Consider the following 24699-nt stretch of genomic DNA (forward strand, 5'->3'; position numbering starts at 1 on the left):
TCACCGCCTGACAGCGTGTCCGCCCCGACGCCACCTTGCAGTTCGTCATTACCAGAGCCACCCCACAGCTGGTCATCGCCCCAACCGCCGTCCAGTGTGTCTGCGCCTGCATCCCCGTACAGAAAGTCAGCCCCGCGGCCGCCATTGACCGCGTCGTGGCCATCGCCGCCATGCAACTGGTCAGCTCCGGCATCGCCCCACAAACCGTCATCGCCGCCGCCGCCACGCATCATGTCGCCGCCGTCACCGCCTGACAGCGTGTCCGCGCCAATGCCGCCCTGCAGTTCGTCATCGCCGGTGCCGCCCGAAAGAAGGTCATCCCCCCAGCCGCCGTCCAAAGTGTCTGCGTCGGCATCCCCGTACAAGAAATCAGCTCCGGTTCCCCCGTAAATCAGGTCTCCGCCCGCTCCACCATGCTGCTGGTCAGCTCCAGCCTCACCCCGCAGCGTGTCCTGTCCGTCATCTCCATAAAGGAAATCATCTTCCAGGCCGCCCCAAATCGCATCCCCTTCAGATCCGCCGTAAAGGGTATCGGATCCGGTGCCACCATAAAGCAGATCCTGACCGCCATTGCCCCTGATCAGATCCGCTCCGGAAAGTCCGTAAAGGGTATCGCTCTGGTCCGAACCGTAAAAAGTATCGGAGCCGCCGTAGAAAAGCAGCAAAAACTCATCTGAAGTGATGTTTGGATCTGCAACGACGGTGTTGGCATCAAGCGAAAGGCCAGTAACAGAATAAGTAAGCTCTGTAACGCTATAGGACTGGTACTGATAGTAGGACTCAATAGTGCCGGTCACCGAGAAGCTGTTGTTCGGGCCAATAATCAGCTGGAACTCCGAACCCGCCGCAGCTCTGTATTCTGCACGAAAGCCATCGGCGCCCGTAAAAATGATACTGCTGCTTGTCACCAGAAACTCTGCTTGAATTTCTGTACCGACAACAAAGGGTTCGTAAAAGGTGATCGTCGCCATGGCGGCCTCATCAAATCTTTGCAGGTGTATTAATCGCGGCCCGGGGCAACCCGCTGCTGACCAGACCTTTGGCTTTGGGAAAAATGGCAGGCAGTTGTCCCGCCACGCCAGAACACGCTAACCTAAATTGCACACTATCTCCAGACCAGTGCCGCAAGGATTTTCTTACTACCAGGCACAGATGCAAAAATGGCACCGCCTTACCACTCTTACAATGCAATCTCTATGCCGTGCCATTTGGTGAGGAACATTCATCCAGACAAATTTACGAAATGAGGTTCCCGCATGCTCCTTCTGAAACCACCCGTTTCCAATCCTCGCCATGCTAGGTGGAGTGTTGCACTGCAATGTAACAGCAACCATGCAGCATTTGTCTCAACTCCAGGCTGTTTTAGCCGTTGCTGAGTTGCTGATTTCACCGGCCTATGCCCCAAGCTGGCTAGTGCTGCCGCCGGATTGGCACAGGCAATCAATTCTGTGCCGTCTATCGAGCTTTACCGGTTCGCCTAGTTGCAGGGCTCCTGCAAAAGCTCCAGTGCCTTGCGCAAGCCCCCTGGACCGTGAGCACAGCCTGTTCCCCTCTTAGAAAGAAAGGTGAGCCAGGTCCCAAGCCGGCCACACAGCAACGGCTGCTGCGAAAAGCTTACGCGGCGCAACCGGCTGCAGCACGTTCACTTCAAAAGTGCCGCTGCCTCTGCCCCCGTACTGCAGACAATGGTTTGGTTAGACCTTTTCGGACCAAGGGGAACTTGGCCGCACGTTCATGCGCTGGCCCGCAAATTTTCCATTCCATGATCCAGATTCAGCGCTGCGGGAACACTCTCCAGATTGAGCCCCGCAAGAACCATTGCCACGGCAATTTCCGGCCGGATGCCAACAATTGCATTCTGCGTACAGCGCAGGGAAACCGACGCTGCGACATCGCTTTCTTACAGCTCTTCCTGAACCGCTGCTATCAGCACATCCCCCTGGCTTATATCGGAACGCACCGGGCTACTTCAGCGCTCCAGCAGGTTGCGGGCAGTTGCAACGCCGCGCTCTAAATCGCTTGCGGGGTTCAGAGCGTCACCTGTCACACCGGTCTTGACCAGCGCCTGAACCACTTCTGCGCTGAATCCGGTCAGCACCGATTGCGGCACCAGTCCGCCGGCAATATCCCTGGTGGGGCCGAAAGCGCTTCCTGGGTAAACCTCAAAGGACCGCGCCATTGGCCTTGGCGAGGCGTACGCCGCTCCCCAACAGCGCGTTGCGAACGGCTGCAGCAATCGCAAGGGCTGCCGGAGTGTCGCCATGAAGGCATATGGTGTCGATCCGCGCCGGGATACGCTTGCCGCTGGCGGTGATAATGGCCTTTTCCTGGACCATCTCTACCATCCGCCGTGCGGCTTCCCCAGGATCATGGATTACTGCGCCAGGAAGCCTGCGATCCACCAAAGTTGCATCGTCGTTATATGCACGGTCGGCAAAAATCTCGCAGGCAGTGTTAAACCCCAGTTCCTGTGCTGCCTGCTGCTGGGCGGTTCCCGCCAGTACCATGACGATGATCTGCGGGTCCACTGACAGCGCTGCCTTATAACAGGAGCGCGCCACAGCCAGATCCTCCGAGGCCATATTGGCCAGCGCACCGTGCAGCTTCAGGTGCCGCACTTCGCCGCCCGCGGCGCGTGCCATCGCCTGGGCCGCGCCGAGCTGGTAGCGAACCATGTTCCCCAAGGTCTCATTCGGCACCGACATGCGGCGGCGGCCGAAGCCCTGCAGGTCGGGAAAGCCGGGATGAGCACCAATTCCAACATCTTTGGCCACTGCGATCTTCATTGTCGCGGCCATCACGTCCGGATCACCTGCGTGATAACCGCAAGCAATATTGGCCGAGGTCACAATATCCAGCAGCCCGGCGTCATCACCCAGGGACCACGCGCCGTAGCTTTCACCCAAGTCTGCATTCAGATCGACAGTCCTGGTCATCTCATTTCCTCCAAGACATCATCTTCACCGGCAATCGCGCCGCTGATCAGCTGATAGGACAGCAGATTGGGCATGGTGCGCGGATCCCGGATCAGGGGAAGGCACAGACTGCGCAAGCGCTCACACCGCTCCGCCTCGGCCCGTTCCAGCGCCACCGCCTCTTCCAGCGGGATGAAACGGAAGTGCAGCTCCGCCCCCGCTGCCGCCTGCGCCAGCAGCGGCAGGTCGCAGGGCACCACTGTGCCGATCCGGGGATAGCCGCCGGTGGTCTGGCACTCCGACAGCAGCACATAAGGCGTGCCGTCGCCGGTCACCTGGATGTCGCCGGGCACGATCACCTCAGAGACAACCGTGCGCGCGCTTTCGGGGCGGAAGCCTTCGCCATCGCTCTCCACCGGAACGCCCATCCGGTTGCCGCGCGCTCCCCGGCGGAACATCGTCTGCTCAAACCGCGTCAGCTCGGCCTCCAGGAACAGCGCCGTCTGCAGGCTCGCCACCACCCGCACGGTGCCGCCCTCGAACCGGTTCTCCGGTGCCAGCCCCAGCCCGGTGCCGCGGCCGCCGTCCGCCCCGGTTTCCAGCACGTCCCCTTCGGCCAGCGGCGCGCCGATACCCGCCGCCAGATGCGTCGAGCGCGCGCCAAGACGCTCCTGCGTCTGAAAGCCGCCGCCCACATGCAGATAGCCATAGCTGCCGCGCTGCGCCGCGCCGATCACCAGCCGCGCCCCCGCGGGCAGCAGGTGGCTGGAGTTCCAGGCTGCGGCGGCGCCGTCGATGCTCGCCCGCATCGGCGCGCCGGTCAGGGCGATACGCAGATCGCTGTCCGCCTGAAACTCGCCGCCCATGCCGGCCATCTCGACTGCCGCCAGTTCCGCGCCCTGCCCCAGCAGCGCAGCGCCCTCGGCCAGCGCCAGCCGGTCGGCAGCGCCGCCGCGCGACACCCCGTATTCCAGCCAGCCCGGGCGGCCGAGGTCCTGAACCGTCACCCCTGGCCCTGCGCGCAGTACTGTCAACGTGCCGGTCAAGACAGATCCTCCGCCTTGGCGCCGCCCAGTGGATCGCGCCGCAAGCCTTGCAGCTCTTCCGGCGTCACCGGGGTGAATTGCACCTCATCGCCGGGGCGCAGCAGGAACGGCTCCTCCGCTTCCGGGCGGAACAGCCGCACCGCGGTCTGGCCCGCGTGCATCCAGCCGGTCGGCGTCGCCACCGAGAACAGCACCAGCTGCCGGATCGCAACCGCCAGCGCGCCTTCGGGGATGCGGGTGGTCAGCTGGGTCTGGCGCGGAATGTCCCACGCTTCCGGCAGCTCGCCCAGATAGGGCTGGCCGGGGGCAAAGCCGATGGTCTGCACCCGCACCCGCGCCGCCGACAGCGAGGCCACCGCCTCCGCCTCCGTCATCCCCGCGGCCTCTGCCGCCTGCGGCAGCTGCGGCGCCAGCTCGGTGCCGAACACCGCCGGGATCCGCCACAGGCGGCGCTGGCCGGGCAGCTCTGCCGCGTACCAGTCGCGCTGCGCCAGCAGCGCCCCCAGCCGCGCCCGCAGCGCCGCATGGTCCAGATGCCGCAAGTCAAACCGCACATAGGCCGACACCAGCGAGGTAGAGACTTCCTCGACCCCGTCCCAGCTTTCCGCTGCCAGCGCTGCACGGAACGCTAGGGCGGCGCGATTGGCAGGCTCGCTCAGGCGGCTGCCAAAGCTTACCAGCATTCCGTCCACCCCCACCGTGCGGATCTCGGGGGCGGGCGTTGCTGCGCTCTCCCGTGCCATCACATCTGCTCCGGCAGGAAGGTTACGATGGACGGGAACAGCACGATCAGCACCAGCGCCACGATCATCAGGAAGAAGAACGGAAGCGCCGCCTTGGCCACCGTCAGAATGTCCCGCCCGGTCAGCGACTGCAGCACAAACAGGTTGAAGCCGACCGGCGGCGTGATCTGCGACATCTCCACCACGATCACCAGGAAGATGCCGAACCACAAGGGATCAATCCCCGCCTCCAGCACCATCGGCATGATCACCGAGGCGGTCAGCACCACAACCGAAATCCCGTCGAGGAAGCAGCCCATGATCACAAAGAAGATGGTCAGCGCCGCCAGCAGGGTGAAGGTCGACAGGTTCAAGGACCCGATCCACTCCGCCAGGATGCGCGGAATGCCGGTGAAGCCCATCGCCACGGTCAGGAACGACGCCCCTGCCAGGATAAAGGCGATCATGCAGGAGGTGATTGTCGCCCCCATCAGCCCCTCGGTAAAGCTCTGCCGGGTGAGCGAGCCGGACTGCCACGACAGCAGCAGCGCCAGCACCACGCCAACAGCTGCAGCATCGGTGGGCGAGGCAATCCCCGCATAGATCGAGCCGATCACCCCGCCGATCAGCAGCACCACCGGCAGCAGCCTGCGGGCGCGCTTCAGCTTCTCGCGGAAGGTGGCCGCAATGTCCTCGGTCGGCAGCTGGCTGCGGTTGAGCAGCGCCCAGACCACCACATAGCCCACGAACAGACCAACCAGCAGCACGCCGGGCAGAACGCCCGCGACAAACAGCCGGGCGATGGATTGTTCGGTCGCCACGCCATAAACGATCAGGATGATCGACGGCGGGATCAGCAGCCCCAGTGTGGCGGAGCCGGCCAGGGTGCCGATCACCAGCTTTTCGGGGTAGCCGCGGCGCGACAGCTCCGGGATCGACAACTTGCCGATGGTGGCGGCTGTGGCTGCGGACGAGCCCGACACTGCGGCAAAGATCCCGCAGGCAAAGACGTTCACATGCAACAGCTGGCCCGGCAGCCGGTTCATCCAGGGCGACAGCCCGGTGAACATGTCCTCCGACAGGCGCGAGCGGAACAGGATCTCGCCCATCCAGATAAACAGCGGCAGCGCCGCCAACGCCCAGGAGTTGCTGTGGCCCCACATGGTGGTGGCCATCACCAGCCCCAGCGGCGCCTCGGTGAACAGCGCCATCGCGGCGATGCCCACGCCCAGCAGGGCAAAGGCCACCCACAGGCCGGCGCCCAGGAACAGGAACAGAAGGACCAGAAGAATGATGGAAAGCGCGGCAACCGACATGATGATCCCCTATTCGCTCAGAAGATTTTCGCCCTTGCCCTCCCAGGAGGGCAGCGCGCCGCGCAGCATCGAGATCAGCTCGTCCGCCAGCGCCAGGGTGAGGATCGCAAGGCCGACCATCACCGGCATCTGCGGCAGCCACAGAGGCACCGACACCATGCCTGCGCTGCGGTCACCGAACTCCCGCGATTCCAGCAAGAGCAGCCCCATGTACCAGGTGGCATAGCTGCTCATCGCCAGCGCCAGCAGGATCACGCCCAGCTCCGTCGCGCGGTGCGCGGCAGCAGGCAGCCGGTTGGTCAGTAGCGTCACCCGGATATGACCGCCAGCGCGCAGCGCATAGGCCAGCGCCAGAAAGGTCGAGGCCGCCAGGAAAAAGCCGGTGAAATCCGCATAAGACGGGATCGTCAGCCCCACTCCGGTTCCGGTCAGTGCCACCGCGATCTTGTCAGCGAGGTTCAGGCACACCTGCGCAAAGACCAGCGCCACGATGGCCACGATGAACAGTGCTGCCAGCCCGCCGGCCGCACGGTAGATGAAATCAAGCACAACCCGCATGGCTGCTCCTCCTCCCCAGGAGACCGGACGCCGCCCCCGGCGCCCGGCCATGGTCACGTTACTGCTGGTAGGCGTTCAGCAGGGTGGCACCGGCCTCCCCGGCCTCGCCTTTCCAGTTCTCCAGCATCTGGGCGCCAATCGCGCGCAGGCCGTCCATCAGCTCTTCCGACGGCTCGGACACGGTGATGCCGTTTTCCTTCAGCACCTCGATCTGGCTGCTGGTCTCGGCCCGGCTCATTTCCCAGCCGCGCGCCTCGGCCTCAGCCGCGGCTTCCAGAATGGCGGTCTGGGTCGCTTCATCCAGACGGCGGAAGGCGCGCTTATTCACCACCACGATGTTCTTCGGGATCCAGGCCTGGATGTCGGTGTAATGGGTCAGGAAGTCCCAGGCCTTGGAATTCACGCCCGTGGAGGGCGACGTGATCATCGCCTCAACCCGGCCGGTGCTGAAGGCCTGCGGAATGTCCGGCACCTCAACCTGCGTCGGCGCGGCACCGGCCAGGTTGGCGAACTCTTCCAATGTCGCGTTGTAGGTGCGGAACTTCAGACCCGCCAGATCGTCAACGCTGCTGATCTCCTTGGTGGTGTACAACCCCTGCGGCGGCCACGGCACCGCGTAGAGCGCCATCAGCCCTTGTGCGTCCAGCAGCCCGTCGATTACGCCCTTTTGCGCCGTCCAAAGGCGTTCGGCCTCTTCATAACTGGTGGCCAGGAACGGCAGCGAGTCGGCGCCGAAAGCCGGGTTGTCATTGGCGAGCAGTGACAAGAAGAACTCCCCCGCGGGTACTTGGCCGCTGCGTACCGCCTTGCTGATTTCAGGATGTTTAAACAGCGAGCCGGCCGAGTGGACCTTTATCTCCAGCCCGCCGCCAGTCGCCTCAGCAACGTCACCGGCGAACTCAGCGATGTTTTTGGTGTGAAACGTGGCGTCCGGGTACGGGGTCGGCATGTCCCAGGTTGCCGCCTGCACCGAAACCGAAAGCCCGGCAATCAGGACAGCAGCGCTGCCCAGCATACGCGTGATCTGCATTTTCTCCTCCCAATGTGATATACTTATATTTCGTACTCATAACGATTACATTTTGTCAACGTTATGCAAGCATATACCAAATATCTGCTTGATCTCCTTGAAATCCTGCCCTTTTAGCTTCAAACATAGGCAAAACACCGGGGTTTTACTGACAAAGAAGAGGCATTCAATGAGTGAAAAATTGCCAGAATCCCGCCGAATCGTCTCTTCGCGCCATCTGGCCGAAGGTGAAGGCTGGGAGCTTTCGGAACTGGAGTACGGCCTCATCGTGGCCTATAACGCCTTTTCACGCTGGATGATCCGCTGCATGAGCGCAGCCGGGCAGCCCAACCTCAGCGCGCTGGAAATCCTGATCCTTCACAACGTCAACCACCGCGGCAAGGATAAGCGCCTGTCCGACATCTGCTTCCTGCTCAACATTGAAGACAGCCACACGGTGAACTACGGGCTGCGCAAACTGCTGAAGGCCGGGCTGCTGGACTCGGAGAAACGCGGCAAGGAGGTTTTCTATCGCACCTCGGCAGAGGGCGCGGACCTTTGCGCCGCCTACCGCGACATCCGTCGTCATTGCCTGCTGGATGGATTAGAAGCAGGTGATCTGCCAGGAAAGGACCTGCGCGAATTGGCCCGCAGTCTGCGCGCGCTTTCGGGGCACTATGACCAGGCCAGCCGCGCGGCGGCGTCTTTATAGTTCCGCCCCCACTAATTTTAAGTGTTCGGCATTGTTCACCGGCAAAGAACAAGCGGTGTCCGGCTCAAACTCTTTGTGCTGTCACCGCACGATGCTGCCACGCTTTCCAACAGGGCAGACATGGCGTAACGACAAAGCCTTTCAGGTTCCGGTCTGTTACCTTAACGCCAGCCCGGCCGAATGCGCTGCAATCCACTCGAATACCAGATTGGGGCCGCGCAGGCGGCTTGAGTAGTCGCGTGACATCACATAGCCCGCGTCGCTGGCGACGACATCCCCGGTCACCTGCACCAGCCTGCCATCAGCCAGCAGGTTATCGATCAGCCCCAGCCAGCCCAGCGCGATGCCATCACCTGCCACCGCCGACTGCACCACCATGTCGTAGTTGTTGAAGCTGATGTAGTTCTTGGAGCGTTCCCCCGCGATGCCTAGCCGATCGAACCAGCCCTGCCAGGTCTGCCACTCCGCCGAAGCCGGTTTCGACAGGCTGAGAAGGTGGCAGTCCAGCAGATTGGCAGACGCGGCAATCGGGCCGTGAGCCTCAAGATAGGCAGGGCTGCTGACAGCCGTGACCCGCTCCTGAAGCAGCATCACATCGCCGTCCACCATGCTGCTGCGCGGAGAAACGTGGATCTTGATGTCGCAATCATCGCCGTAATCGTCCGGCGGCACCTGTGCCGCAAGGATCTGGATCTCTATTTCATCCCCCAGCTCTGCCCTCAAATGCGACAGCCGCGGCAGCAGCCAGAAACTGGAAAAGGCAAAGTCCGCTGATATCCGAACCCTTGGCCGCGACTTGCGCTCCATCAGGGAAGACACCGAGTTCCCCATTTGCGCCATAGCCGGGCGTACCACGTTCAACAGCCGCACACCCTCGTTGGTCAGAGACACCCCGCGGTGCTCGCGCCGGAACAGGGCAATGCCCAACTCCGTCTCCAATCCCTTGATTTTCTGGGAAACCGCCGACTGCGTCAGCCCCAGTGATTCAGCTGCGCCGGTAAAGTTGCCATGCCGGGCTACCAGGTCGAAGGTGTGCAGCGCGACCAGGTTGTAGCTCAGCTTCCTATTAATACTGCTAATGTCATTCATAAAATATTGCCTACTGCAAAAGGGCAAATTTTTATAACAAAAAATGCCCTGTGTAAGTTCTGCTAAGGCCGCAGCCCCGGCGGCACCTCCAGGCAGATCATAAAAAGACAGGGACACTGCATGTCAATTAAACCTCCTTTAACGGATTTGCCGATCGGCACGTCCGACAGCGGATTTTATCGGGGCTTCAGCCAGATCGTCACCATTTCATCAAAGCTGATGATCGGCGGGCTGGTGGTCTGGGCGATTGCCTTCCCGGAACAGTCGGGTGCGGTCTTGAACTCGATAAACGGCTTCATCCTCGCCTCCTTCGGTGCCTGGTATATCTGGACCGTGGCGCTATTCGTTCTGTGCTGCATTGCGCTGGCGATCTGGCCAACAGCAGGGCGGCTCAAACTGGGCCAGCAGGGCGACGCGCCGGAATTCTCCAACTTCTCCTGGTTCTCGATGATGTTCGGGGCTGGAATCGGGGTCGGCATGCTGACCTGGGCGGTGGCCGAGCCGATCTATCACTGGAACAACAACCCGGAAGTGATCCAGGGCCTTACCACGGGCGGTGGCGCCGACAATATCCGCATGGCTTACAAGTGGTCGTTCCTGCACTGGGGCCTGGGCGCCTGGGCCTGTTATGCAATTGCTGGGCTGGCGCTGGGGTTCTTCAGCTACCGCCGCGGGCTGCCGCTCACCATGCGCTCCTCGCTGACGCCTCTGTTCGGCACCCGCCTCTCCGGCTCCATCGGTCATCTGGTAGATATCGTTGCCGTGGTCGCCACCATCCTCGGCGTGGCGCAGACTCTGGGTTTCGGGGTGGAGCAGTTTGTTTCCGGCCTGACCCGTATCGGTATTACAGGGCTGACCAATGAAGCCGGCACCGCGAACACCACCGGTGTGCTGGTTGCCATCGTGGTGATCATGGCTGCCTCCACCGCCTCTGCGCTGTCCGGAGTCGGCAAGGGCATCAAGTGGCTGTCCAACCTGAACATGGTTCTCAGCATCGCGCTGCTGAGCTTCTTCCTGCTGTTCGGCTCCACCTTCTTTGGCTTGCAGGCGCTGGTTGTTGGCCTGTGGGATTACCTGGCGGCGCTGCCGGACATGAGCTTCCGGGTCTGGACCGGTGACGGAAACCCGGACAGCGTGGCCTCCAAGCTGGAGGGCTGGCAGGGCGGCTGGTCAGTGTTCTACTGGGCTTGGTGGATCGCCTTTGCGCCCTTTGTCGGGCTATTCCTGGCCCGCATCTCCAAAGGCCGCACCATCCGTGAGTTTGTGCTGGGAGCGATGATCGTGCCGTCGCTGATGTGCTTTGTCTGGTTCACCTGGGCCGGCGGCACCGCTATCGACCTTGAGCTGAACGGCGGCGCCGGCGGCCAGATCTCCGGCGCGCCGGATGGCGACAAGATCTTTGCCATGGTGCAATATATGCTGTCACCCTGGCTGGGCTGGGCGATGTCGGTGATGATCGTGGTTCTGCTCATGACCTATCTGGTGACAACGGCTGACAGCGCGGTGCTGATCGTCAATACCATCAACGCGGCCGGCGACGAAGGCCCCAAGGCCCGCCCGCACATCCTGTTCTGGGGTGCGGCTCTGGGTGCGGTGGTCACCGCGCTATTGCTTGTCGGGGGCCTGAAGGCGATCCAGACTGCAATGGTGATCGGCGCCCTGCCCTTTTCGGTGGTGATGGTGCTGCAATGCGCGGCACTGATCAAGGCGATCTACAACGACGGCCGCCGCGCGCAGGCAGGCGTGGCCACCACTATAACCCAGGAGCCCGCTGAATAAAGTTCTCCCCGCGAATGGCGGCCAGCGGGCAGGGCCGCCGTTCAAACCTCCACACTGCTGCCCGCACCCTTTCCGGGGCTGAGCACAGCAACAAAGGACGCAAAATGACCCAATACTACAACAGGGAAACCCTCCACCCGGCAGTCCGGATGCACGTGGCGGAAGCGGCTGAAGGCAAGCTGGACCGCCGCGAATTCCTCAGCCGGGCAACTGCGCTGGGGGTAACCGCCTCTGCCGCCTACGGCATGATCGGCCTCAGCCAGCCGGTGCAAGCGGCAGCCAATGCGCAGGAAGGCGGCACAATCCGCATCCAGCAGGTGGTGCGCGCGCTGCTGGATCCGCCGCTGTTCAACTGGCCGCAGCTGGGCAACCTGGTGCGCGGCTATCTGGAATATCTGGTGCAGTACAACGCCGACGGCACCTTTGAACCCCGGCTTCTGGAAAGCTGGGAAGTCAACGAGGACGCCACCGAATACCTGCTGCACATCCGCCCCGGCGTGAACTGGAACGACGGCCGCGGCACCCTTACCGCCAAAGATGTCGCTTATAACTTTGCACGCTGGTGTGATGGCAAATGGGAAGGCAACTCAATGGCGGCCCGCATGGGCTCGTTGCAGAACGAGGCCGGCGACGGCCCCGCCGAGGGCGCACTCGAGATCGTCGATGACCTGACACTTAAACTGAAGCTGACCCGCCCGGACATCACCATCATCCCGGCGGTGACGGAATACCCCGCTGCCATCGTGCCGGACGGCTGGTCGGGTGATCCGGGCGCTGATCCGGTCGGCACCGGCCCCTACAAGCTGGTGGAGTACGAGGTCGGCGTGAAGGTGGCGCTTGAGAAGAACACCGACCATGAATGGTGGGGCGAAGGCGCCCATCTGGACCGGATCGAGTTCATCGACTTCGGCAACGACGGCTCTACCCACCTGTCCGCCGCCGAAGCCGAAGAAATCGACATGGTCTATGAAACTGTAGGCGAATATGTCGACATCTTCTCCTCCATCGGCTGGAACGTAAGCGAGTCAGTCTCGGCCAATACCCTGGTGCTTCGCACCAACCGCGACGCCATCGTGGACGGGGCAACCCCCTATGCCGACGCCCGTGTCCGCCGCGCCCTGGCGCTGGCCTGCGACAACGCGGTGCTTCTGGAACTCGGCTATGACGGCCGCGGCACCCTGGCTGAAAACCACCACGTCTGCCCGATACACCCGGAATACGCCGACATCGGTGCGCCTGCGCGTGACGCCGAGGCGGCGCGCCAGTTGATGGAAGAAGCCGGCATGCTCGATTTCGAGCACGAGTTGATCTCAATCGACGACGATTGGCGGCGCAATACCACCGATGCGCTGGCGGCGCAGATGCGCGATGCGGGGCTCAAGGTCAAACGCACCGTGCTGCCCGGCAACACCTTTTGGAACGACTGGGACAAATACCCGTTCAGCTCAACCGACTGGGGCCACCGTCCGCTGGGGGTGCAGGTGCTGACGCTGGCCTACAAGACCGGGGTTGCATGGAACGAAACCGGCCTCGCCAGTGCCGAGTTCGACAGCATGCTGGAAGAAGCTTCAGCTATTGCGGATGCGGATACTCGCCGCGGTCATATGGAAAAGATCGAGCAGTTCATGCGCGAGGACGGGACCATCATCCAGCCCTACTGGCGCTCGCTCTACCGCCACGCGCGGCCTGGCATTATCGGTGCCGAGAGCCATCCGATCAATGAAATCCACGTACACAAGCTGGCTCTTGAAGCTTGACCACAGCTTAAATCCATAGCCGCGATGACAGCGAAGCGCGCACCAGAGTTGGTGCGCGTTTCTTGCCACTTTGAGTGCCATCCTACAAAGGAAATTCAGGCAGAGGATTGCTTCCTGAACTGGCTGGGGGTGGCCCCCTCCTGCTGCCGGAAGGCGCGCTCGAATGCAGATACCTCGGAATAACCCAGCCTTTCGGAGATGTCATGAAGCTGCGCGTTTGAGGCCAGCAGCATGCGCTTGGCGATCTCCATCCGGCAGCCTGCCAGCAGGCGGGAGAACTTCTGCCCTTCATCCTCCAGCCGCCGCCGCAGGGTGCGGCGCGACATGCCCAGGGCGGCGGCGATGGCGGTCTGCTCAAAGCTTTCGCGGCCGATCCGCATCAGCAGCTCGCGGCGCACCCGCACGGTCACCGGCGCTTCGCGTTCGCTTTGCCGGGCGGTACGGACAATGGATTGCGAGGCGGTTTTGAAAGCGGGGTTTTCGCGGTCCGCCAGCGGCAGATCGAGGAGGCCTGCGGAAAACACCAGCGTATTCGAGGGGGCGGAATATTGCACCGGGCAGCGTGGCCCGGCGGCACTGCGGCTGTGCAGCGCGCTTGATTCGTGCTCCAGCGACAGCAGGTCGGGCCGCCAGTCCGGCCCGGTGGCGGAGCGGATCAGGCTGTGAAACACCGACAGAGTCAGCTCCGCATCCTGCTGCCGCGGCCAGATGCGGGTGTCGAGAATCCGGTAGGTCAGCCGCGCCTTGTCCCCGTCGACCGTCAGCCGCAGTTCCGAGTCGCTTTGCACCATTGGAAAGGCATTGCGGAACAGTGCCAGCGCCGCCCCCAGCGTTGGCGCCTGCAGGATGTATTCCCCAAGCGTGCCAAGGTTTTGCAGGTTGAAGACCGAGCCGACCCGCCAGCCGAAATCAGGGAGGCCGAGCTGACCGGAGGCATGTTCGCAGAAGTCCACGAATTTCTTCAGTCCGATCTCGCCGTCCAGGTCCTGGGGGCTGATCCCGGCGTTGCGGGAGATCGCGGCGGCATCGCCGTTCATGAACTCGACAGCCCGCAGCGGGTCGTTCAAAGTGGAGGCGGAAATCCGGGGCTGATAGGTGTGTGGCATCGCGCAGTTCCTCAGGATTGCGCCAGAATACCGCAAAAATCCGCTATTCCAGAAAAATTGCCGCAGGCAGGTCTCAAGCGGCCGATTCTGTCCGAAAATGTCGGGTTGTTGTCCGGATGTGTCCGCCACAAGGCGCGGCCCGCCGGGGCACCTTGGTTAAATGGCACCTCAAATTGGCACCTTTGATATTGCGATCGCAGGCGGCGGACCGGCCGGGTCGGTGGCGGCGGTTCTGCTGGCACGGGCCGGGTTCCGCGTGGCGCTGGCTACTCTGCCGCCGCGCGGCCCCCGGTATGAGGGCATGTCCGCCCGCGTCGCGGCGATCCTGGCGCAGCACCACCTGCCGCTGGCCGGGATCGGCCCGGCGGCGCAGCGCCATGTCAGCTGGGGCGCATTCCAAGGCGGGCAGAACAGCGAGCATCTGGCCGACCGCAGTGCCTTTGACACCGGGCTGCTGGAGGCGGCGCGGGCCGAGGGTGTCAGCGTTATCTATGCATCAGTGTCCAGTGTGCGGCCCGAGGCGGGTGAGATATGCATGGCCGATGGCAATTGCCTGTCTGCCCGGCTGCTGTTTGAGGCCCGGGGCCGCCGTGCGCCGCGCCAAAGTTCGGATTTGAACCGGGATGAATTGGCCGGTCCAGACACAATCTCCGTTGCCGGATTTGCACCGCCTCAGGCGGGAGATATGGAAACACCGCGGATCGAGGCACGGCCTGATGGTTGGGTCTGGTCGGTTCCGGTGGACCGGGGCTGCTTGTGGCTGCAGGCGGTGGGCGCTGCTGCCTCGCTGGGCCGGACCAACGGCAAGGCCGCGGTCGCGGAGCTATGGCACAGCGTGCTTGGCAAAACCGCCCTGCCCCGCCGCCCCGTTGTTCATGCGATTGCTCCACGGCTGACGGCGCCGGATCTGGACCCGCGCTGCCCGCGGCTGGGCGATGCCGCGGTGGCGCTGGATCCCCTATCAGGTCACGGGATGTTCTGGGCGGTGTCCTCGGCGCTGATGGCGGTGCCGGTTGCGAGGGCGCTGCTGGCGGGGGAGGCGGACTTGGCTCGCGATTTCTACCGCAACAGGGTGGCGGAGACCTTCTGGCGGCAGGCGCGGGTCGGGCGGGACTTCTACCGCGAGGCGGGGTTCCAGACGCCGTTCTGGCAGCAGCGTGCGGCCTGGCCCGACGAGGCGCCGACGCATGACACGGACATTCGCCCGCACACCGCGATGCGGGTGGTGGTGCAGGACGGGTATCTGGCGCGGCGCGAGGTGCTGATTACCCGGGACGCCCCCGGCGGTGCGGCGTTTGCCGCCGGGCAGGAGATCGTGCCGCTGCTGCGCCGCCTGAACGGGCAGGCGCTGCCGCAAGCGGACCGCTTTCACAGCGCGGTTCTGCCCGAGGCCCCGCCGCAGGCGGCGCGGGCGATCCATCAATGGCTTTTATCGCAAGGCTTTACCGAGGGGGCGCAGATCCCCTGGGACACTGCAAACAGGGAGACTGAACCATGCAACTACGACCCCGCGGCCTGACGGCTGCACTTCTGATATCAGCGGCGGGCGCAATGCCGGCAATGGCCAGCGAAGAGCTGCTGCAGAACATCTGCTCTGCCTGCCACATGGCAGAGGAAAACGGGCTGAGCCGGATCAGCGGCCAGCGCAAAAGCCCCGAGGGCTGGATGATGACCATCGTCCGGATGCAGCAGGCGCATGGGCTGGAGATCAGCGCCGAGGACCGCCGCGCCATCGTGCAGCATCTGGCGGACACGCAGGGGCTGGCGCCTGCCGAGGCCGCGCCGTTCCGCTATGCGCTGGAGAAGGATCCGAACGCGCAGGAGAGCTTTGACGAGCCGTTCGCCTCGATGTGCGCGCGCTGCCATACCGGCGCGCGGGGGCTGCTGCAGAACCGCACCGCGGAGGAATGGGAACTGCACATGGACTTCCATGTCGGCCATTTCCCGACCATCGAATACCAGGCGCTTGGCCGCGACCGCGAGTGGTACAAGATCGCGCGGACCGAGATCGCCAGCTTCCTGGCGGAACAGAACCCGCTGGAGACTGCCGCCTGGACGGACTGGAAGGCAGCGCAAAAGCAGCCGGTGGCGGGCGACTGGGTTGTGATGACCGACCTGCCCGGCATCGGTGAGGCCTATGGCAAGCTGACGGTGACGGGCGATGCCTCGCCCTATCAGGTCAGCGGCGAGTTCGTGGCGACGGATGGTACCGCGCATCCGGCGTCGGGGCAGATGAACCTGTACACCGGCTATGAATGGCGCGCCAATCTGGATATTGGCGGCACCGCCTACCGCCAGGTGCTGGCGCTGTCGGAGGATGGCAACAGCCTGCAGGGCCGCCAGTTCGACCGCAGCAACGACGCCTTGGGCGCACCGCTGAGCGGTGTGCGGGACGGGGCTGGCAGCGTCATCCTGGGCACCGTTCCCTCTGCCGTTCCGGCAGGGGAGGCGCAGGTGCAGGTGGTTGGCACCGGGCTGGACGGGCTGGACTCATCCAGCGGCGAGACGGCTGCGAACACCTATGGTGCGGCGTTGGCGCTGGCCTCTGAAGGAAATGGCGTTGTCACCTTCAGCACAGGCGGGGCAGAAGGGCAGATCGCCCATTACACCTCTGTCGATAGCCTGAAGGTGGAGCCGGAGTTCACCATCGCCCGCGTCGGCGGCGGCAGCGAAGAAGGCCCAGCGGCGGTGCCTGCCTATTTCAATGCGGTTGGTATGTGGAACGGCCCTGACGGCAAGGCGGGAACCGAGGATGACGTGCGCATCGGCCGGGTTGAGGCGCAATGGACCGTGGCCAACGCGCATGAGCACGCAGCGCACATGAAGGACACTGAATTTGCAGGCAAAATGCAGGCAAACGGTATCTTTGCGCCCGCGGTTGCCGGACCCAACCCGGACCGCCCCTTTAGCGCCAACAATGCGGGTGAGCTGACCGTGCAGGCAGAGGCGATGGGCCAGCAGGCGGAGGCGATGCTGATCGTTACCGTGCAGCGCTTCATCGACCCGCCGATCCGTTGAGACAGGGGAGAGAGACCATGAAAGACTTTCACTATCAGCCGGCCAATGCGCACCGGGTTGAGGTCGAGGGGCGGGAGGTTCTGTTCCATGTGCCAACCACCTCGATCTTCGAGATGGACGGGGTAGACCGGGATATTCTGGACTATGCCGCGCAGGAGCAGGCGTTCTCGATGGACGAGTTCGAGGCGCGGTTTGCCGCCCAAGATGCGGCGGCGCGGCTCGATGGGCTGGTGCGGCTGGATATCGTCAACGACGGCCGCCCGCTGCAGCCGGAGCGGCCGCCGATCGAGATCGAGACCTTCCCGCTCACGACCATCGTTCTGAACGTCAACACCGGCTGCAACCTGGCGTGCTCCTATTGCTACAAAGAGGATCTGGCAGTGCCGTCAAAGGGCCAGAAGATGGCCTTTGACACCGCGCGGAAGTCGGCGGAGATGCTGCTGGCGGAAAACCCGGACCGGGACAGCTACAACATCGTGTTCTTCGGCGGCGAACCGCTGTCGAACCTGCCGTTGATCCGGCAGGTGGTGGACTGGGCCGAGCCCCATTTTGCGGCGCTTGGCAAGGAGGTGAACTTTAGCCTGACGACCAATGCGACGCTGCTGACGGAGCCGCTGATCGACTGGCTGGACCAGCATCGCTTTGGACTGACGGTCTCTATCGACGGGCCCAAGGCGCAGCATGACCTGAACCGCAAGACGGTGGGCGGCAAGGGCACCTATGACACCGTGGCCGCCAAGGCGCGGCTGCTGCTGTCGCGGTACAAATCCAAGCCGGTGGGCGCCCGCGTCACCCTGACGGCGGGGGTCACCAATATCGTGGAGATCTGGGATCATCTGATCAACGATATCGGCTTTGCCGAGGTCGGATTCTCGCCAGTCACCTCGGGAGACATGGATGCCTTCAACCTCAATAGTGCCGAGCTGCTGGAGGTGTTCGAGGGGATGAAATCCCTTGGCAGGCTCTATGTCGAGGCAGCGCTGGAAGGCCGCAACATCGGCTTTTCCAACATGCATCAGATGATGAACGACCTTTACGAAGGGCGTTCCAAGGCGCTTCCCTGCGGGGCCGGGGTGGGCATGCTTGCTGTCAATCACGACGGTGCGCTGAACCTGTGCCACCGGTTCACCGGATCTGAAATGGACCAGTTCGGCACCGTCGATGAGGGCATAAAGCGCAAGGAGCTGTCGGGCTTCATCAAGGCACGCTCCGACCGCACAGAAAAGGGCTGCGCCACCTGCCGGATCCGCAACCTGTGCGCGGGCGGCTGCTACCACGAAAGCTATGCCCATTTCAGCGACCCGATGATGCCGACTTATCACTACTGCGATCTGATGCGCGACTGGATCGACTTTGGCGTGGCCGCCTATGCCCGGCTGATCGCCCAGGCACCGCAGTTCTTTCACCACCATGTTGCGCCGAGGAGGGCGTTTGGAAAATGAAACCGCTTAATCAGAAAGCCGAACGCGTTCAGCTGGCCGCGGCCGAAGGCCAGATGGAAGAGGTCCGCGCGATGCAGACCGTGACCGCGGGCTGCGCCACCACCTTCGATCCGGGCTGGGAGGTCGATCCCTTTGGCGGCCTGGCCGCGCTGTGCCAGCCGATGGAGGCGGACCTTTACGGCTGCTCCGACCCCTGCTGGTGGCCTGCCCAGGTGCCCGACATCATGGTCAACCACCAGAGCTGGGACGAGGGCGCGCCCAATGCCGCCAAGGACTGGCGCGCGCTTGGCGCCACCTATCCTACCGACGCCGAAACCTGAGGAGACCCGCATCATGAAATCCGCGCTTTTTGCTGCTGCCGCGTTTTGCGCGTCAGCCCTGCCGCTGGCCGCTGGCGACCTTCTGGTGACGGTGGCCCGGCCCTCCAATCTCTATGTCTTTGATGCCGAAGACCGCTCGGTCAAGGCCGACTGCGACCTGGGGGCGAATGTGACGCCCGGTGTGATCGCCATGTCGCCGGACAACCGCATCGCCTATGTGCTGCTGAACCATTGGCAGGATGTGGTCGGGGTCGATATCGAGACCTGCGAAAAGGTCTTTCACGCAGCCCAGTCGGAGGGGGATGTGACCCGCCGCTCGCTGGCCTCGCTGGCGGTGTCCAAGGATGGCAGCCAGATCTACACGGTGCGCAATCCGGTTCGTAAGAAGACCGACCGGTATGAGGTGATGCAACCGGAGTTTGCCGTCTATGACGCCGACGCCGGGCTGGAGGCCAAGCCGTCCGCCACCTATGAGGCGCCACGGCGGTCCACCCTGATGGCGAGCGACCGCAATGGTCAGGTTTATGTCGCAGGGCATGAAATCTACCGGGTCGATCCCTCCAGCGGCGAGACCGAGGTGGCGATTGCCAACGCCAGCTGGGACCGCCCCTCCTACAGCCCGCCGGATGTTCTGGCGTTCTGGCCCACCGGCAGCCAGAACGATGAGATGCTGCTGATGTACACAGCGGCGGTGTTTACGGATGAAACCCAGCAGGAAATGGCGGATTTTGTCTGGGGATATCAGTCTGTTGACCTGGCCACGGGGGAGACGGAGATCGCCGATTTTGCCTCCTTCGAGGTGCTGATGTTCTCGGCGGTGCGCAGTGCGGTGGATCCCAAGCACCTGTACGGCGTCTATACCCAGCTGTCCAAGCACAATCTGGAAACCCAGGAACTGGTGAAGCGGGTGGACCTGCCGCACACCTATTACGTCATCAATGTCTCCAGCGACGGGAAAGAAATCTACGTCGCGGGCACCAATGACGATATCGGCATCTATGACAGCGAGACGCTGGAGCGGGTGGGCGAGATCCGGATGCCCTCAGGTGGGGATATGTCTGTCTCCACCCTGCATGTCGTGCCGCAGGGATGACCGGGCCTGCTGCCAAACTCTCCCCCCAGCCGGGCGGCGGTGCTGCCGCCCGGGCCTGGCCGCGTCTGCCTTCACGTGCGGGCGCGGCGCTTTTCACGCCCGCCACGGCGGGCTGGCTGCTGCCTCTGTTGCGCCCGCACCGGCGGCGGCTGGCGGTGCTGTTGCTGATCAGCTTTGCAGCCGCCGCGATTGGATTGCTGCCGCCCTATATCAGCAAGCTGGTGATCGACCGGGGGCTGATGGCGGGGGATGCGGCGCAGCTGGTGATCTGGTCCGCGGCGCTGTTCGGGATCGGCCTGCTGGCCACCGGCACCGGCGCGCTGAGCAATATCCTGCACATGCGGGCCTCGGTCCGGATGCTGGCGCGGATGCGGCAGCGGCTGCTGTCGCGGATGGCCGCCAAGCCTGCCGGCTGGTTTGCCAGCCAGCGCGCGGGTGAGTTGCTGGCGCGGATAGATGGCGACGCGGCGGACGTGCAGAAGTTTGCGTTCAACGCGGTCTTGGGCGGCTCCTCGGCGCTGATCCGGCTGATTGGCGGCTCGGCAATGCTGATGGTGCTGGACTGGCGGCTGGGGTTGCTGACGGCGATGCTGGCTCCCGCGGAGCTGCTGTTCCTGATCTGGGCGCGGCCCCGGACCGAGCGGCACGCGGCGTCGGTGCGCGAGAGGCAAGGGCAATACTCAGCGGGGCTGTCGGAAACGCTGTTCGGCCTGCCTGCTCTGCAGGCCGCCCGCGGTGCAGGATGGGCGCAGCGGCGCAGCCTGCGGGATCATGCCGGGCTGAGCCAGAGGCTGATCGCGCAGAACTTGTGGGGAGAGTTCACCCGCGCGGTGCCGGTGCTGCTGTCGGCGCTGACCCGGTCGGCGATCTTTCTGGCGGGCGGGCTGATGGTGATCCGGGGCGAGTGGCCGCTGGGCTCGCTGATCGCCTTCGTGGCCTATATGGGCTTCATGACCGGGCCGATGCAGTCGCTGCTGGGCCTGTGGCACGCGCAGGCGCGGGTCAAGGTGGCGGCGGCGCGGCTGGATGCGGTGATGCAATCTCCCCCTGCCCTTTCTGACCGTTTTTCCCCTTCTGGCTATGTGCTGCAGCTACACAACGTAACCGTGTCCCGCGGTGAGGCTGCACCTTTGGGACCAATCACCCTGTGCCTTCCCGAGGGAGTCAGGGTGGCCCTGAAGGGGAGCAGCGGCGCGGGCAAGACGTCGCTCCTGGCTGTGCTCTGCGGACGGGCACGACCCTTGGCCGGGCGAGTGACCCTGGGCGGTGCGGACTTGCGCCTGCTGACCGGCAGCTGCTTGCCAGATCGGGTCGCCTATGCGGGGCAGCGGCCCTTCACTGTGCGGGCCAGTCTGCGGGGCAACCTGTTCCAAAGCCGCGCCTATTGGGCCAAGCCTGAGAATGAAGCGCGGGTGTGGCAGTTGCTGGAGCTGTTTGGCTTGGCGGACAGGTTCAGCGGGCCTGAAGGCCTTGACACTATGCTGGGCGAAAGCGGGCTCACGCTGTCTGGAGGTGAACGCCAGCGGCTGTGCCTTTTGCGGGTGCTTCTGGCACCGTTTGATATCCTGATCCTGGATGAAGCGCTGTCGGAAGTGGACCCAGCCACTGCGGCTCGGATCCTGGCGCACATCGACGACGCCTTTCCCCGCACCACTCGCATCCTGACCGCCCATGGCGGTGCGGCGGCAAGCGGGAGTTTCGACATGGAGATCGACCTGGCAGAGGTGACGGCATGACACAAACACCACTGATAGCGCTGATCGACGGGCCTCTGGCGGCAGGCACCCCAGGCCTTGCACGCCGCGTGGATTTGTGCGCCGTGCACCCGAAAGCGGCAGAAAGCCCGGCGGCACTGCATGCCAGCTGCATGACCGCTGCCATCCGCGTAAATGCGCCAGACGCGCGGATCCTTGGGCTCAGTGTCTTTGCGGGCCACTTGACCACCTCACTTGCCACTGTGGCGGAAGCATTGCACAAGGCTGCGGGGTCAGAAGCGGAAATCGTTCACTGTTCCTTTGGCCATGGTCAGGCAAGTCCGCTGATGGCAGAGGCGGTGGCTGCGGTGCTGGCAGCGGGAAAGCTGCTGGTGGCCTCTGCGCCGGCGCGTGGTGCGCCGGTTTTTCCAGCGGGGTGCGCGGGCGTGCTACCGGTGCAAGGTGATGCCCGTTGCAGCAGCAGCCAATGGTCGCTGCTGAACTTGCCCGGCGCACAATACGGCGCCAGCCCGGGGGCTCCCGGCGCGCCGGTCCGGGGCGCCAGCCTGGCGGCGGCGCATTTCACCGGACTGCTAGCACGGGCCTGCCTGAACGGCGGCGTTGAGAAGATGCTGCAAAACCCGTCCTTCACCGGCCGCGAACGCATCGGGACCGAAGGCCCGCGTGCTGCATGACCGGCTTTGACAATTGGAACAGCACGCTGCGCGCCAATTGCGGCCACTATTATGCGACCCCGGATCAGGCTTCAGGAAATTGGGCGGGGACCTTTGACCTTCACCAGCGAAGCGGCGTTGATGTGGCCGAAATCCGCTGCCCGCCGGCCCGCATTGAGCGCACCCGCAAGGGCATCTTGCGTGACGATCAGGAGCACTTCTTTTTGCTGCGTCAGCTGGAGGGGGAAACAGGCATCCATCATGCAGGCCGCGAGACGCTGCTGATGCCCGGGGAGTTTCTTCTGCTCGATTCCACCCGCCCGGCGGAACTGAGCATCACCGGCCAGCCTGCCGCCTTCCTGTCGGCGCATCTGCCGCGAGCGCTGGTTTTGGAAACGCGCCGGGAGATGCCCGCGGCAGGCCGCAAGATCAACTCAGCGCATCCGCTGCATGCCAGCCTGTGCGGGTTGCTGGATGCCGCCGGAGCAGATGACAATGCAGACTACATATTTGAGTTGGTGCCATTGGCCTTTTCACAGGCAGGAGCACGCCCGGGGGCAGGAAGCCTCGGCGGCCGCACGCACCGGTTCCGGCTCATATACGAGACCCTGGAGCGTCTCAGCAGTGATCCGCATCTGTCTCTCGACATTCTGGCCACCCGCGCAGGACTGTCGCGGCGCCAGTTACAGCGGGAGTTTCAAGATAACGGAACCACCTTCACCAACTGCCTCATCCGCGCAAGGCTGGCTGTGGTGACCGGCAAGCTGCGCCACGCGGCGCGGCAGGGCGCCCGGGTACCGATTGCCCAGATCGCCTATGGCGCCGGGTTTGGCGACATCTCCCATTTCAACCGCGTCTTCCGCCAGAAATTGGGCTGTTCACCCCGCAGTTTCTTTCGCACATGCAAACTCAACGGCTTTTTGGCGCAGGACGCAAACTCTTTGTCACAGCCGTCCAAGACCTTGCCGCCGGGCCGTGGTTGTCTTTTCCAATCAAACCCGGCTGACGGATAAACAGGGAGAACGGCAATGGACTACCGGATGCTCATCAATGGCGAACAGGTTTCGGCGGAGCGCATGATCGACGTAATCAACCCGGCAACGGAGGAAGTGTTTGCCCGCGTGCCGCATGCCTCCTTGGCCCAGATGGAACAAGCGGTAGCCGCCGCCAAAGCAGCGCAGAAGGCCTGGGCGGAAACCCCGATGGCCGATCGCCGCACCAAGGTCGAGGCACTGGCCGCCGCGATCGGCGAGGAAGCCGATGAACTGGCACGGCTGATCACGACGGAGCAGGGCAAGCCGCTGCCCGAGGCGCAGGGCGAGGTCGCCTGGTCGCAAGGCTATCTGGCGCATACCGCAACTTTGGAGCTGCCGGACCGGGTTATTCAGGATGACGCCGAGTTCCGGATCGAAACCCGGCACAAGCCCCTTGGCGTGGTGGCAGGCATTATCGCCTGGAACTTTCCGCTTTTGCTTTGCTGCTGGAAGATCGGCCCGGCGCTGATGGCCGGAAATGCCATTGTTCTGAAGCCTGCACCGACCACGCCGGTTGCTGCGCTCAAGCTCGGCGAGATCTGCGCCCGGGTTTTTCCGGCCGGCCTCGTGAACATCATCACTGATGCAAATGACCTCGGCCCCAGGCTGACAGCGCATCCGGATGTGGCCAAAATCGGCTTTACCGGATCGTCGGAGACCGGCAAGCGGATCATGGCGAGCGCGGCGGATACCATGAAACGGGTGACGCTGGAGATGGGCGGCAACGACCCAGCCATCGTGCTGCCCGATGTGGACGTGAAAGCGGCAGCGGAAAAGGTCTATGGCGGGGCTTTCCTCAATGCAGGCCAGGTCTGCCTGGCGGTGAAGCGCGCCTATGTGCATAGCGACATCTACGACGAGTTCTGCGCAGAACTGGCCGCCCTTGCCGGGCAAGCGGTGGTCGACGACGGGATGAAGCAAGGCACCACCATCGGCCCGATCCAGAACAAGGCGCAGTTCGAGAAGATCAAGGGCTTCCTGGAGGATGCGCGTGCCTGCGGACAAATCATTGCAGGCGGCAACGCCAAGGATGGGCCCGGTTACTTCGTGCCGCCCACCATTGTGCGCGATGTGACCGACGGCCAGAAGATCGTAGACGAAGAGCAATTCGGCCCGGTTCTTCCAGTGATCCGCTTCGACAGCATCGATGATGTGGTCGCCCGCGCCAATGCCTCAGACTACGGGCTGGGCGGTTCCGTGCATTCTGCGGATACAGGCAAGGCCACAGAGATCGCCGGACGCATCGAATCCGGCACCATCTGGGTAAACCAGCAGCTGAACATCGGGCCGCATATCCCGATGGCCGGCTTCAAGGGCTCTGGCCTCGGCGTTGAGCAATCGGTCGAGGGCCTCGCCGAATATACCCAGATGCAGGTGATCAACGTCGCCCGCGGCTGACCTTTTGCCCGAAAACC

General features: G+C 63.6%; 22 protein-coding genes. 12 read left to right on the forward strand and 10 right to left on the reverse strand.

The genetic code is table 11. The annotated features are described in order from the left end of the window. The 8 genes from RA26_RS22125 to RA26_RS12970 all read right to left on the reverse strand — a co-directional run. Nucleotides 1–971: calcium-binding protein (locus tag RA26_RS22125; RefSeq protein WP_275041643.1), on the reverse strand; the 971-nt coding region annotated here is incomplete at its 3' end. A 998-nt stretch (nucleotides 972–1969) separates the two neighbouring features. Beyond that, nucleotides 1970–2179 (reverse strand): hypothetical protein, encoded by a 210-nt coding sequence (locus RA26_RS22985; protein WP_039184206.1) that lies wholly within the window; start codon nucleotides 2177–2179, stop codon nucleotides 1970–1972. Beyond that, the gene (locus RA26_RS12945; RefSeq protein WP_039184209.1) at nucleotides 2163–2936 is read right to left on the reverse strand and encodes a LamB/YcsF family protein; all 774 of its coding nucleotides are present in this window, start codon (nucleotides 2934–2936) and stop codon (nucleotides 2163–2165) included. Before RA26_RS12945 ends, RA26_RS22985 begins: the two co-directional genes overlap by 17 nt. Next, nucleotides 2933–3961, reverse strand: coding sequence for a 5-oxoprolinase subunit C family protein (locus tag RA26_RS12950; RefSeq protein WP_039184210.1), 1029 nt, complete (start codon nucleotides 3959–3961; stop codon nucleotides 2933–2935). Before RA26_RS12950 ends, RA26_RS12945 begins: the two co-directional genes overlap by 4 nt. Then, nucleotides 3958–4704, reverse strand: a complete 747-nt coding sequence (locus RA26_RS12955) for a 5-oxoprolinase subunit B family protein (RefSeq protein ID WP_039184211.1) — start codon at nucleotides 4702–4704, stop codon at nucleotides 3958–3960. The genes RA26_RS12950 and RA26_RS12955 overlap by 4 nt, the downstream gene beginning before the upstream one ends. After that, complete coding sequence (locus tag RA26_RS12960) at nucleotides 4704–5999, reverse strand: TRAP transporter large permease (RefSeq protein ID WP_039184212.1); 1296 nt, start codon at nucleotides 5997–5999, stop codon at nucleotides 4704–4706. The genes RA26_RS12955 and RA26_RS12960 overlap by 1 nt, the downstream gene beginning before the upstream one ends. Nucleotides 6000–6008: 9 nt before the next feature. Continuing rightward, nucleotides 6009–6557 carry a TRAP transporter small permease gene (locus tag RA26_RS12965; protein ID WP_039184215.1) on the reverse strand — a complete coding sequence of 183 codons (549 nt, stop codon included), beginning with the start codon at nucleotides 6555–6557 and terminating at the stop codon, nucleotides 6009–6011. Nucleotides 6558–6615: 58 nt separating this feature from the next. Then, nucleotides 6616–7587 (reverse strand): TRAP transporter substrate-binding protein, encoded by a 972-nt coding sequence (locus RA26_RS12970; RefSeq protein WP_039184216.1) that lies wholly within the window; start codon nucleotides 7585–7587, stop codon nucleotides 6616–6618. Between the two features lie 169 nt (nucleotides 7588–7756). Between RA26_RS12970 and RA26_RS12975 the strand changes: the two genes are divergently transcribed. Beyond that, complete coding sequence (locus RA26_RS12975) at nucleotides 7757–8278, forward strand: winged helix DNA-binding protein (RefSeq protein ID WP_039184217.1); 522 nt, start codon at nucleotides 7757–7759, stop codon at nucleotides 8276–8278. 156 nt (nucleotides 8279–8434) lie between these two features. On the opposite strand, the gene RA26_RS12980 is transcribed toward RA26_RS12975, so the two are convergent. Next, the gene (locus RA26_RS12980) at nucleotides 8435–9367 is read right to left on the reverse strand and encodes a LysR family transcriptional regulator (protein WP_052272415.1); all 933 of its coding nucleotides are present in this window, start codon (nucleotides 9365–9367) and stop codon (nucleotides 8435–8437) included. Between the two features lie 120 nt (nucleotides 9368–9487). On the opposite strand from RA26_RS12980, the gene RA26_RS12985 reads away from it, so the two are divergent. After that, on the forward strand, nucleotides 9488–11146 hold the full coding sequence (locus RA26_RS12985) for a BCCT family transporter (RefSeq protein WP_039184218.1): 1659 nt from the start codon (nucleotides 9488–9490) through the stop codon (nucleotides 11144–11146). A 104-nt stretch (nucleotides 11147–11250) separates the two neighbouring features. Further along, nucleotides 11251–12903, forward strand: coding sequence for an ABC transporter substrate-binding protein (locus RA26_RS12990; protein WP_039184244.1), 1653 nt, complete (start codon nucleotides 11251–11253; stop codon nucleotides 12901–12903). A gap of 95 nt (nucleotides 12904–12998) precedes the next feature. Here RA26_RS12990 and qhpR read toward each other — a convergent pair whose 3' ends face one another. Then, on the reverse strand, nucleotides 12999–14009 hold the full coding sequence (qhpR, locus tag RA26_RS12995; RefSeq protein ID WP_052272416.1) for an AraC-like transcriptional regulator QhpR: 1011 nt from the start codon (nucleotides 14007–14009) through the stop codon (nucleotides 12999–13001). A 160-nt stretch (nucleotides 14010–14169) separates the two neighbouring features. On the opposite strand from qhpR, the gene qhpG reads away from it, so the two are divergent. Genes qhpG through RA26_RS13040 form a run of 9 tightly spaced genes read left to right on the forward strand, consistent with a single transcriptional unit; the run spans nucleotide 14170 to nucleotide 24682 of the window. After that, complete coding sequence (gene qhpG, locus RA26_RS13000; RefSeq protein WP_039184220.1) at nucleotides 14170–15528, forward strand: flavin-dependent monooxygenase QhpG; 1359 nt, start codon at nucleotides 14170–14172, stop codon at nucleotides 15526–15528. Next, nucleotides 15504–17027: a quinohemoprotein amine dehydrogenase subunit alpha gene (gene peaA / locus RA26_RS13005; RefSeq protein WP_039184221.1), complete on the forward strand. Its 1524-nt coding sequence runs from the start codon at nucleotides 15504–15506 to the stop codon at nucleotides 17025–17027. Before qhpG ends, peaA begins: the two co-directional genes overlap by 25 nt. Nucleotides 17028–17044: 17 nt before the next feature. Next, on the forward strand, nucleotides 17045–18469 hold the full coding sequence (gene peaB, locus RA26_RS13010; protein WP_039184222.1) for a quinohemoprotein amine dehydrogenase maturation protein: 1425 nt from the start codon (nucleotides 17045–17047) through the stop codon (nucleotides 18467–18469). Further along, the gene (gene qhpC / locus RA26_RS13015) at nucleotides 18466–18789 is read left to right on the forward strand and encodes a quinohemoprotein amine dehydrogenase subunit gamma (protein ID WP_039184223.1); all 324 of its coding nucleotides are present in this window, start codon (nucleotides 18466–18468) and stop codon (nucleotides 18787–18789) included. The genes peaB and qhpC overlap by 4 nt, the downstream gene beginning before the upstream one ends. A 13-nt stretch (nucleotides 18790–18802) precedes the next feature. Then, on the forward strand, nucleotides 18803–19882 hold the full coding sequence (gene peaD, locus RA26_RS13020; RefSeq protein WP_039184225.1) for a quinohemoprotein amine dehydrogenase subunit beta: 1080 nt from the start codon (nucleotides 18803–18805) through the stop codon (nucleotides 19880–19882). After that, complete coding sequence (locus RA26_RS13025; protein ID WP_052272417.1) at nucleotides 19879–21618, forward strand: ABC transporter ATP-binding protein; 1740 nt, start codon at nucleotides 19879–19881, stop codon at nucleotides 21616–21618. The genes peaD and RA26_RS13025 overlap by 4 nt, the downstream gene beginning before the upstream one ends. Beyond that, complete coding sequence (locus RA26_RS13030; RefSeq protein WP_039184226.1) at nucleotides 21615–22271, forward strand: hypothetical protein; 657 nt, start codon at nucleotides 21615–21617, stop codon at nucleotides 22269–22271. Before RA26_RS13025 ends, RA26_RS13030 begins: the two co-directional genes overlap by 4 nt. Continuing rightward, complete coding sequence (locus RA26_RS13035; RefSeq protein WP_039184227.1) at nucleotides 22268–23263, forward strand: helix-turn-helix domain-containing protein; 996 nt, start codon at nucleotides 22268–22270, stop codon at nucleotides 23261–23263. The genes RA26_RS13030 and RA26_RS13035 overlap by 4 nt, the downstream gene beginning before the upstream one ends. A 15-nt stretch (nucleotides 23264–23278) precedes the next feature. Beyond that, the gene (locus RA26_RS13040; protein ID WP_039184228.1) at nucleotides 23279–24682 is read left to right on the forward strand and encodes an aldehyde dehydrogenase family protein; all 1404 of its coding nucleotides are present in this window, start codon (nucleotides 23279–23281) and stop codon (nucleotides 24680–24682) included. The last annotated feature ends 17 nt before the right edge of the window (nucleotides 24683–24699 follow it).

Source organism: Leisingera sp. ANG-M7 (genome assembly GCF_000813965.1).
GTDB lineage: Bacteria > Pseudomonadota > Alphaproteobacteria > Rhodobacterales > Rhodobacteraceae > Leisingera.